We start from the raw sequence: 11,488 nt of genomic DNA, 5'->3' as shown, positions 1-11,488 counted from the left end.
AAGTATGCCAAAGTACTTCGTAGCTTATAACTTTTAATAATGATCGCTCAAGCCTACGCGCTTGTCGGCTACTGCTAAAGGATTAGCTTATGACCTCAATCACTTCTTCCTCAAAAGACTATTACGAGTATTATAATACCTTCAATATGTCGTCACTGCTGACAGAAATATTTGGCGGTTATCCGGAGGATCGTCTCAATGCCTACATGGCTTGTTGTGGTCGTCATATTCGAGCAGGACAAGGCAACAAGATAGCACTAGTACACGAAGATACTGCTAATAACATTACTCGTATCAGCTTCGATGAGCTCGATAAAGCCAGTGCGCAAGTGGCCAATCTATTACAGTCTTATGGCGTAAAAGTAGGTGATCAAGTCGCTACTATGTTGCCTCGCACCCCCGAACTACTGATTATTGTGCTTGCTACTTGGCGCATTGGGGCAGTCTATCAGCCGTTATTTACCGCCTTTGGCTATGATTCGATTAAGTATCGAATGAATAAAGCCAAAACCAAAGTCGTATTTACCAACAGTGACAACCGTAGTAAGTTTGCCGACTTAGCGCAGCAGGCAAAGATGGTGCTAGTTAGGAAGAGGGATGAAGCCCAAAAGTGGCCTGAAGATGATTATAATGAGAGTGTCGCCCAGCAAGCGCAAAGCTTTGAGCCAGTAGTCTTAGATACTGACGCGCCCTTTCTGCAAATGTTTACCTCCGGTACAGTAGGTAAGTCTAAAGGCGTCAGCGTACCGTTAGCCGCGCTGCCAGCATTTTATCTTTATATGCGTTATGCGATTGACTTACAAGAGTCTGATAATTATTGGAACATGGCTGATCCGGGCTGGGCTTATGGTCTTTATTATGCGATTACTGGGCCCTTATTATTGGGTATGACCACTCATTTTAATGAGGCAGGCTTCGATGCTACTGATACCCGCGACTTTATGCTGCGTCACAACATTACGAATTTAGCCTCATCACCAACTGCTTTTCGCATGATGAAGTCGAGTGGTGTTTTTAAAAGAACGTCTGATGATGATAACGATGAGCAACCTTCATTACGCGTCGCCAACTCTGCAGGCGAGACTTTGAATACCGAGGTAGTTGGTTGGGTTGAGAGCCATCTAGGCTGCAAAGTTTGTGATCAGTACGGACAGACGGAGACTGGCATGACTTGCTGCGAGCATCATGCCCTACATCATAAGTGTCCAGTAGGTTCGATGGGAATGGCGCTGCCTGGTCACCGCTTAGTCGTATTAGATGAGGATATGCAAGTGCTCCCTGATGGCGAGCAAGGACAACTGGCCGTAGTAGTCAGTCAGTCGCCGGCCTTTTATTTTCGGGGTTATAGTTGGAATGAGAAGCAAGCTTTCGTTGATGATTACTATCTGACTGGCGATGTGGTTGAACGCCATAGTGATGGTACTTATTGGTTCTCTGGCCGTGACGATGATATTATCACCACTGCCGGTTATCGCGTAGGACCAACGGATGTAGAAAACACGGTACTAGAACACGAAGCCGTTGCTGAGTCAGCGGCAGTCGGCATTGCTGATGAGGCACGAGGTCATATTATAAAATCTTATGTGGTACTAAAAGAAGGTGTCGAAGGTAATGATGAGCTTTCAGAACAAATTAAAGCCTTGGTAAGAGAGCGCCTATCCGCTCATGCTTATCCTCGTCAGGTCGAATTTGTGGATTCCTTGCCTAAAACGCCGAGTGGCAAAATACAGCGTTTTTTATTACGTAGCTTAGCCGACAGCTGAACGATCGACTAGGTAAACTCACTGAGAATAAAATTCAAAAATAATTAAGGAAGATCTATGCAAATACAAGGTAATAGTTTTTTAGTCACCGGCGGCGCTTCAGGGCTAGGCGAGGCAGTAGTTCGCGCTATCACTGCGCAAGGCGGCAAAGTTGTTATCGCCGATCTCAATGAAGAGACGGGAACAGCTTTAGCCCGTGAGCTTGGCGACAATGTGCGCTTTGTGCGCTGTGATGTTACCAGCGGCGATGACGTACAAGCGGCAGTGGATATCGCTGAGACGGACTTTGGTAGTCTGCAAGGCTCTATCAACTGCGCAGGTATCGCCGTAGTACAAAAGCTACTCGACCGCGAGAATAACCCAGCAGATCTAGAAGCGTTCACACGCGGCGTGACTATCAATCAAGTCGGCTCGTTCAATGTTGCGCGTTTGGTGGCGGCCAGTATTGCTAAGCGTGTCGCCGCTAATACCAACGCTGATAGTGCGCAAAACACTGATAACGGTATTATTATTAATACAGCGTCTATTGCAGCTTTTGATGGGCAAGTAGGGCAGGCCAGTTACGCGTCATCCAAGGCAGGCGTTGTCGGTATGATGTTACCTCTGGCGCGTGAGTTGACTCGTCATGGCATTCGCGTGATGACGATAGCGCCGGGGGTGTTTGCGACGCCAATGATGCATAGTATCCCAGAAAAAGCTCGCGAACAACTGGAAGCAGCAGTGCCTTATCCTAAGCGTTTGGGCGCGCCAGAGGAGTTTGCTAAACTAGCGATGCATATAATCGATAATGGCTATCTCAACGGTGAAGTGATACGTTTAGATGGGGCAATTCGTATGGTCTAATACCTTTAGCTCTTCTTCTATTCATAATTTCTGCACAATATTGACATAGAGATCTGTTATCTTGTGACTAAGTTCACTTAATAAGAAGCAGTTTCTATGTCGTTTTCCCGCTTAAACTCCCGAAAACACAAACTCTCCGTTTTAGCTATGCTGGCGCTTATACTCACTGGCCTGATCAGTGTGAATGCACTGGCCTTGGCAAAAAGTGGTGTTAAGCATAATCAAGCTATACCTGCAGATGTCACTATCGATAAAGTTTATGTCGATAAGTCCGAGCGGGTATTAAAGCTATTGAGCGCAGATAAAGTGATCAAAACGTATCATATTGCTTTAGGGGATAGTCCAGTAGGACATAAGCGCCAAGAAGGCGACGAGCGCACGCCGACAGGGAGCTATATTCTCGATTATAAAAATGAAAACTCTAGCTACTATCGCTCCATCCACGTCAGTTATCCCAATGCTGCTGATAAAGCTCAAGCAAAGAAGCGTGGGGTTAGTGCGGGTGGTGATATTATGATTCATGGACAAAAAAATGGTCTTGGTCATTTGGCTCCTATTACGCAGCAGCGCGATTGGACGGATGGCTGCATTGCCGTGACTGATGATGAGATGGATGAGATTATGAGTATTTATAAAGCAGGGATGCCGATTGAAATTGTAGAGTAGCTTAGCTTTTTTATCGTCTCATTAGCTAGTTATAGCGTTTGTTCTTGATAGAGCAAGCGCTTTTTTATGTGCGCTAAACATTTATTTATAGAATGACTTTTTCCGAAATTTCTCAAAAAAGCTTCTTGAAATAGCACTAATAAATACTTATTAATAAACAAGTCTTTATATCATTGCTATTAGTAAGGTTTTTATTTTTTTCGCTTGAAATGACTGTCACTATACCTTATATAGATAGCAACCAAAGGCAAACGGGCTACCCTAATACTTATAAAAGCTCGTTGCTATGATAAATTATCAAAGGATAAAAATATGAGATTTGAGAAATTCACTCAAAAGCTGCAGTCGGCTATTCAAGAGGCACAAAGTCTGGCATTGGGCCGTGATAATACCGGTATCGATCCGGTGCATTTATTAGCGGTGTTATTGCAAGATGAGTCAAATATATCGATTTGCCAGCAGGCGGGCGCATCTATTCCAGCGCTCAAGAACGGTGTAGCTAAAGCGCTTGATAATCAGGCTACTATCAGCGATCCAACAGGCGACGTCAATCTAAACCCAAACTCGGTAAAGATTTTGAACTTAGCCGATCGCCAAGCACAAAAAGAAGGCGATGATTTTATCGCGACCGAATGGGTGCTATTGGCACTGGCAGAACAAGGCGAGACCAAAAAGATATTTGAGAGTGCTGGGGTTACCGCAGATAAGCTCAAGACAGTAATTGAGCAGCTACGCGGTGATGAAACTGTCAATAATCAAAACGCTGAAGATCAACGCGACGCGCTCAATAAATATACTATCAATCTAACTGAACAAGCCGAGATGGGTAAGCTCGATCCGGTCATCGGCCGTGATGAAGAAATACGCCGTACCATTCAAGTGCTCTCGCGCCGGACCAAAAACAACCCCGTGCTCATCGGTGAGCCAGGCGTCGGTAAAACCGCTATTGTTGAGGGTCTTGCGCAAAAAATTATCAACGGCGATGTGCCGGAAGGTCTACGTCATAAAGAAGTGCTATCGCTAGATTTGGGCGCGCTAATTGCCGGTGCTAAGTTCCGCGGTGAGTTTGAAGAGCGACTCAAAGGCGTACTTAGTGATTTGGCCAAGCAAGAAGGTAACGTCATCTTATTTATCGATGAGCTGCATACGATGGTCGGTGCGGGTAAAGCCGATGGCGCAATGGACGCGGGTAATATGCTAAAGCCTGCGCTTGCTCGCGGTGAGCTGCACTGCGTTGGCGCGACAACTCTAGATGAGTACCGCAAGTATATCGAAAAAGACGCGGCTCTTGAGCGCCGTTTCCAAAAAGTGCTCGTTGATGAGCCGAGCGTTGAAGACACTATTGCTATCCTACGTGGTCTCAAAGAGCGTTATGAGCTGCATCACGGGGTCGATATTCAAGACAGTGCTATTATTGCCGCGGCGCGCATGAGTCATCGTTATATTACCGATCGCAAACTGCCAGATAAAGCTATTGACTTAGTTGACGAGGCGGCAAGCCGTCTGCGCATGGAGATGGATAGTAAGCCTGAAGCTTTAGGCAAGCTTGATAGCCGTCTGATCCAGCTCAAGATGCAGCGCGAAGTGCTCAAAAACGAAGAAGACGCTGGCGCGCAAGCGGAGCGTAAGGTGCTCAATCAGCAGATTGAAGCGCTTGAGAAAGAATACGCTGATTTGAATGAAATCTGGCAAGCGGAGAAGGCGCTCGTCAAAGGTTCTCAACAGCTTAAAGACGAGCTCGACAAAGCACGTATCGCCTATGATAAAGCAAGCCGAGAAGGCGATTACGAGACCATGAGCCGCTTGCAATATGAGACCATTCCGCAGCTTGAGCGCCGTATCACCGAGTCAGATTTGGCGGAACAAGAAGAGCAAGCAGATGATGCGATAGGCGGTAAGCTGCTGCGCACAAAAGTTACCGATAATGAGATTGCCGAAGTCGTCAGCGCGGCGACCGGTATTCCGGTCAGTAAAATGATGCAAGGCGAGCGCGATAAGCTACTAGCAATGGAAGATAAGCTGCATGAGCGTGTCATCGGACAGGATGAAGCGGTCGAGTCAGTAGCCAATGCGGTACGTCGTAGCCGAGCTGGGCTGTCTGATCCGAACCGTCCTTCAGGCTCGTTTTTATTCCTTGGGCCAACGGGTGTGGGTAAGACTGAGCTGACTAAGTCACTAGCGAATTTCTTATTTGATAGTGAAGATGCTCTGGTTCGTATTGATATGAGTGAGTATATGGAGAAGCATAGCGTTAGCCGTCTGGTTGGTGCGCCTCCAGGCTACGTAGGTTATGAAGAAGGCGGTACTCTGACCGAAGCGGTACGGCGTAAGCCTTATAGCGTCGTGCTCTTCGATGAGGTCGAAAAAGCCCATCCTGATGTGTTTAATATTCTGTTGCAAGTGCTCGATGATGGCCGCTTGACCGACTCGCAAGGTCGCGTGGTAGACTTCAAAAATACTGTGATTATCATGACTAGTAACTTGGGCTCGCATAAGATTCAAGAGATGGTTGGCGAGAGCTATGACGATATTAAGTCGGAGGTTATGGATTCAGTCGGCGAGCATTTCCGTCCAGAGTTCGTCAACCGTATCGATGAGATCGTGGTATTCCATGCGCTAGGACAGTCGCAAATGGCGGGTATCGCTGATATTCAAATGGAGCGTCTACGCGATCGCTTGCAAGAGCGTGAGCTGAGTATTACGTTATCCGACGAAGCGATGAGCCAGTTAGTAGCGGTAGGTTACGATCCTGTGTATGGCGCACGCCCGCTGAAACGTGCTATCCAGCAAGAGATCGAAAACCCACTATCACTAAAACTACTAGCAGGTGATTTTGTCGCTGGCGATATCATCAAGGTCGATGTTGGTCCAGATGATAGATTGACTTTTGATAAGCTTAGAATGAGCTAATGAACATTTTGAATTGAGAGGTAATTTCTAAGCAAAACTAACCCTTTATCTGCCATAGTAGATAAAGGGTTTTTTATTGCATAATTTCTGTTCGGAGCGACCTGAAGCTTGCTATATTAGCAGACAGACATTAGCCATAAATCAAAATTAGACTAAAAATTCAAAGGATTAAGACTATGTTAATGGATAGCCTAAGAAATAAATACGGCCTAATTAGCTTACCGCTGACTATAACCGTATTACTATTTAGCACTGCCGCTTGTTCAGAACCAACGACTGCGACAGCAAATACAAAAAAAGCCAGTACTAGCGAGCAAGCAGAAGATAGCAAGCCCAGCTTTACCACGCAAGCGATAGCGACTTTTGATGAGCCTTGGGCGATGACAGCGTTACCTAAAAACTCAAATAGCGCTGAGCCGAAATTATTAGTCACGCAAAAAACAGGCGAGCTATTTATCGTCGATACTGCGACAGGCGAGAAAGCGCAAGTCACAGGCCTACCAAAAGTCGGTTATGGCGGCCAGGGTGGACTTGGCGACATTATTCTAGCGCCAGATTTTGCCACCACTAATAATGTATATATCAGCTATGTCGAAGCGGGTACAGGTGGTGAGAGCGGTACCTACGGCGCAAAAGTTATCAAGGCTAAGCTAACCGGGTTGGATACCGCTAAGCCAAGCTTACAAGCGATCACATCGATCTGGCAGCAAGTGCCAAAAGTTGAAGGTCAAGGTCATTATAGTCATCGTTTATTGTTCTCTCCCGATGGACGTTATCTATATGTTAGCTCAGGGGATCGGCAAAAAAAGGATCCAGCGCAAGATATGAGTGTGAATTTAGGCAAGATTATCCGCTTACATCTTGATGGTTCAGTGCCGACTGATAATCCTTACGCTGATAACACGGGCATCAGTCAACAGTTTTGGACTACCGGTCATCGCAATGTGCTTGGCATGGCCTTTGATGATAAAGGCAGGCTTTGGCAGCATGAAATGGGGCCAAGAGGCGGTGATGAGTTTAACTTAATCAAAAAGGGGGATAACTACGGCTGGCCGCTTGTCTCTAATGGCCGTAATTACTCAGGTACAGATATTCCAGATCACGACACCCGTCCTGAGTTTGCCACTCCTAAAGTGAGCTGGACGCCGGTCATCTCGCCTTCATCAATGAGTATTTATTCTGTCGGCAGTCACAATGATTTCCCAGCTTGGGAGAGTAACGCTTTAATCAGTGGCTTGTCTTCAAAAGCTCTAATAGTAGTAGCGATGGATGATGAGCGAGCGGCGGAGCGCTATCGCTATGACATGGGCGCGCGCATTCGTAGCGTATTGAGCATCGATGGCGAAGTGTATTTATTAGAGGACGGCACCAGTAGTAAGCTGTTAAAGCTGATACCTGATTGAGGTTTAAGTCAAATCTAAAGCACTTATTAATAAGGCTAACTGGCAATGATTCTAGCGTCTTACAATTCGAACGTATTGCGTAATTTATTGATAACAAAGAGTTGTTTTGTTAAAGTAATGCTTCTAAAAAACTAAGGTTATGAAAACAATGGATCATGTTAAGGTTGAAAGGTTAGGCCCTTTTCCGAGGGTCAATAAGCCTGTCTTCATCACGTCAGGTATTTTAATTGTCGGTTTTATCATTTTTGGGGCATTTTTTACTGAGACTGCAGGGGCGCTCTTTACCTTCTTACAAAGCTTTATTACCAGTAATTTTGGCTGGTTGTTTATTATACTGGTCAATGTGGCTTTAATATTTTGTATATATTTAGCAGCCAGTCGTTATGGCGACATTCGGTTAGGCAATCAAACCGAACGACCGCAGTATACTCTGTTCTCGTGGATAGGCATGCTGTTTTCGGCAGGGATTGGTATAGGACTGGTCTATTGGGGAACCGCAGAACCCTTGTATCACTATATGGCGCCACCACTTGGTGAAGCTGAAACCTTAGAGACTGCCAAACAAGCGATGAATATCTCGTTTTTGCATTGGGGCTTACATGCTTGGGCTATCTATACTATCGTCGCGTTAGCGTTGGCGTATTTTCATTTTAGACGCGGTCTGCCACTCTCTATTCGCTCGACTTTATATCCTATTCTTGGTCAAAAAATTTATGGACGTTGGGGCCATACCGTTGATATCTTAGCGGTTTTTGGTACTATGTTTGGCGTTGTGACCTCCTTAGGTCTTGGCGTGATGCAGATTAACTCCGGTCTTGAGAATCTATTTGGCATACCAAACAATATAACCGTACAGTTCATTACTATTGCTTTTGTGACAGCGCTAGCTTGCGGTTCACTGATGCTAGGACTGGATAAAGGTATCAAGCGCTTAAGCGATATCAATATGGGCTTCACCGGTGTGCTACTCGCCTTTATGGTGATTTTAGGCCCAACCCTATTTATTTTTGATAGTTTTATCGAAAACATCGGTAACTACCTCACCGCGCTTGTGCCTTTATCTACCTGGGGCGAAGCTTATAGCGGTACCGATTGGCAGGGTGCTTGGACTATATTTTATTGGGCATGGTGGGTAAGCTGGTCGCCGTTTGTAGGGGTGTTTATTGCTCGTATTAGCCGTGGTCGTACCATACGTGAATTCGTGCTAGGGGTGTTACTGATCCCTATGACAATTTTATTCTTCTGGTTTACTACCTTTGGCGGTGTGGGAATACACATGGAGCTATTGGCAGGTTTAGATCCAGCCATAGCTAGTCCAGGATTGGTGGAAGCCGTGCAAGCGGATGTCGGTAGCGCTATCTTTAAGCTGGTTGAGTACTATCCATTAACTCAGCCGATTACTTTTTTAATCGTGATTATGATTGTTTTATGGTTTGTGACCTCATCGGACTCAGCAAATTTTGTCATTGACATGTTGACGGCGGGCGGCGAAACCAATCCACCGAAGATTCAGCGTCTGTTTTGGGCAATTATGCAAGGTCTTATCGCCGCGATATTACTTGCAGCAGGTGGCTTGGGTGCATTGCAAGCTGCGGCTATCGTCGCAGGACTACCGTTTGCCTTTGTTATATTTGTGATGATGTATGCGTTACTGCGAGGTTTGGGCCGAGATCGTTTAATACTGTATCGCGCTCAGCAGCGCTTTATTACCGACGAGTCAGCCGATCATAACTCAGCTAGTGAGTTTACCGATGAGCACTTACTCAAAGGACCGCCAAAGATTGTCAAAGGCGATTAGCCTCTAGTTAAGCATGAAAAAATTCGTTGTCAGTCTCAATCTTTAGGTAGGTTGAGACTTTTTTTATGCCAACTATAAATGCAAATATAGACTATTCATCAAATTTTAGCGCTCGAAATATCATTACCTATAACAAAATACCCTTGATTATTTCTAGATTATTTTCGTATATTAATAACTGTGTTTTTAGTATTGCATTTGATAATTACCCTATATCTTGGTAAGGTGACGCAATTTTAAACTTTGGAAACTCTATGGATCATGTAAAAGTTGGCCGCTTAGGCCCTTTTCCACGGGTAAGTAAACCTGTGTTCTTGACCTCGGCTATTTTGATTTTAGTGTTTATTATTTTTGGCGCTTTGTTTAATGAACAGGCTGAAGTAGTCTTTAACGATGCAAAAGCTTTTGTCTCGTTGCGCTTTGGCTGGTTTTTTATCGTCGTGGTGAATTTGGCCTTAGTTATGAGTATTTATATGATATTTAGCCGTTATGGCGATATCAGACTAGGTCACCAAACTGAGAGGCCCGAGTATAATATAGTCTCATGGATTGGTATGCTATTTTCAGCGGGTATCGGTATTGGCTTGCTATATTGGGGTACTGCTGAGCCGCTATATCACTTTATGGCACCGCCATTAGGAACGCCTGAGAGTGTTGAGGCCGCTAAACTTGCAATGAATATCTCATTTTTGCATTATGGGTTTCATGTTTGGGCCATCTACGGTATCGTCGCTTTAGCTTTGGCTTATTTCCATTATCGGGTCGGTCTACCTTTAGCTATTCGCTCAACGCTTTATCCTTTGCTCGGCAAAAAAATCTATGGACCTATGGGTCATACGGTAGATACGCTAGCAGTATTTGGAACGATGTTTGGGGTTGTGACTACGCTTGGCCTAGGGGTGTTACAGATTAACTCAGGTCTGGATACGCTATTTGGTATTCCCAATAATATCACCGTACAAATCATTCTGATTGCTGTGATTACCGTATTGGCAGGCATGTCGCTGTTTTTGGGCTTAGATAAAGGTATTAAGCGCTTAAGTGACATTAATATCTTATTTACGGTCATCTTGCTCAGCTTCGTGATTATCTTAGGTCCGACGCAGTTTATTTTTAACAGTTTCGTTGAAAACGTTGGTAATTACTTGCATCAAGTGATTCCTTTAGGTCTTTGGACGGAGTCTTATGAAGGCCAAGAAAACTGGCAGTCATCTTGGACTATCTTCTACTGGGCATGGTGGATCAGTTGGTCACCTTTCGTTGGCGTATTTGTCGCTCGTATCTCACGTGGCCGTACCATACGCGAGTTTATTTTGGGCGTGTTATTAATTCCCATTACTATTCTTTTCTTATGGTTCACCGCTTTTGGTGGCTCAGCAGTACATATGGAATTGATGGCAGCCGCTGATCCAAATATGGCAAGCCCTGGCCTAATTGAAGCGGTAAAAGCTGATACCGGTAGCGCTATCTTTAAGCTAATGGAGTCGTATCCATTAACTGCAGCGGTTAATCTACTTATTGTGATCATGATTGTTCTGTGGTTTGTGACCTCATCAGATTCTGCTAGTTTCGTCATCGATATGTTGACCTCTGGTGGTGATACCAATCCGCCAAAGATCCAGCGTTTATTCTGGGCAGGTACTGAAGGTGTTATCGCAGCGGTACTCTTAGCAGCTGGTGGTTTAGGCGCTTTGCAAGCGGCATCGATTGTTTCAGGCTTTCCGTTTGCTATCGTGATTATGATTATGATGTATTCATTGCTGCGTGGTTTGAGCCGAGATCATTTGATTCTGTACCGTAATCAGCAATGGTTTACGACTGAGGAGTCAGCGGATCATAACTCAGCCAATGAGTTCCGTGATGAAGATCTGTTAACCGGTCCACCTGATCTGATCGTCGAGCCTAAAGATAAGTAGAGTATATTTAATCTGCTGTTGTAGATACATTAAAAATAAGTAAGAAAAGCCCTAGCTTATTCATTAAGCTGAACTGACCCCCAAATGTTGGACGGTTTATTTTATAACAAGTACTGAGTTCTGTATTGCACAGGACTCAGTCCTTTTAGTTTAAGTTGAATACGCTCATGATTGTAATAATGCATATAC

The 11,488-nt window shown here is 44.9% G+C and carries 8 protein-coding genes; 7 read left to right on the top strand and 1 reads right to left on the bottom strand.

The window, feature by feature from the left end; all coding sequences use genetic code 11:
* Positions 1-89 precede the first annotated feature (89 nt).
* From ACS8FD_RS10520 to ACS8FD_RS10490, 7 genes are all read left to right on the top strand, one after another.
* Positions 90-1,763 carry an AMP-binding protein gene (locus tag ACS8FD_RS10520; RefSeq protein WP_439275799.1) on the top strand — a complete coding sequence of 558 codons (1,674 nt, stop codon included), beginning with the start codon at positions 90-92 and terminating at the stop codon, positions 1,761-1,763.
* 57 nt (positions 1,764-1,820) lie between these two features.
* The gene (locus ACS8FD_RS10515; RefSeq protein ID WP_439275798.1) at positions 1,821-2,606 is read left to right on the top strand and encodes an SDR family NAD(P)-dependent oxidoreductase; all 786 of its coding nucleotides are present in this window, start codon (positions 1,821-1,823) and stop codon (positions 2,604-2,606) included.
* 96 nt (positions 2,607-2,702) lie between these two features.
* The gene (locus ACS8FD_RS10510; protein ID WP_439275797.1) at positions 2,703-3,272 is read left to right on the top strand and encodes a L,D-transpeptidase family protein; all 570 of its coding nucleotides are present in this window, start codon (positions 2,703-2,705) and stop codon (positions 3,270-3,272) included.
* 312 nt (positions 3,273-3,584) lie between these two features.
* Complete coding sequence (gene clpB, locus ACS8FD_RS10505) at positions 3,585-6,182, top strand: ATP-dependent chaperone ClpB (RefSeq protein ID WP_439275796.1); 2,598 nt, start codon at positions 3,585-3,587, stop codon at positions 6,180-6,182.
* A gap of 182 nt (positions 6,183-6,364) precedes the next feature.
* Complete coding sequence (locus ACS8FD_RS10500; RefSeq protein WP_439275834.1) at positions 6,365-7,585, top strand: PQQ-dependent sugar dehydrogenase; 1,221 nt, start codon at positions 6,365-6,367, stop codon at positions 7,583-7,585.
* Between the two features lie 148 nt (positions 7,586-7,733).
* The gene (locus tag ACS8FD_RS10495) at positions 7,734-9,383 is read left to right on the top strand and encodes a BCCT family transporter (protein WP_439275795.1); all 1,650 of its coding nucleotides are present in this window, start codon (positions 7,734-7,736) and stop codon (positions 9,381-9,383) included.
* 254 nt (positions 9,384-9,637) lie between these two features.
* The gene (locus ACS8FD_RS10490; protein ID WP_439275794.1) at positions 9,638-11,299 is read left to right on the top strand and encodes a BCCT family transporter; all 1,662 of its coding nucleotides are present in this window, start codon (positions 9,638-9,640) and stop codon (positions 11,297-11,299) included.
* A gap of 101 nt (positions 11,300-11,400) precedes the next feature.
* Here the strand turns inward: ACS8FD_RS10490 and ACS8FD_RS10485 are convergent.
* The coding region (locus ACS8FD_RS10485; RefSeq protein WP_439275833.1) for an IS3 family transposase at positions 11,401-11,488 on the bottom strand (88 nt) is incomplete at its 5' end.

It is taken from the genome of Psychrobacter sp. 1U2 (genome assembly GCF_051847575.1).
This window is presented reverse-complemented; position numbering and strand designations above follow the sequence as displayed.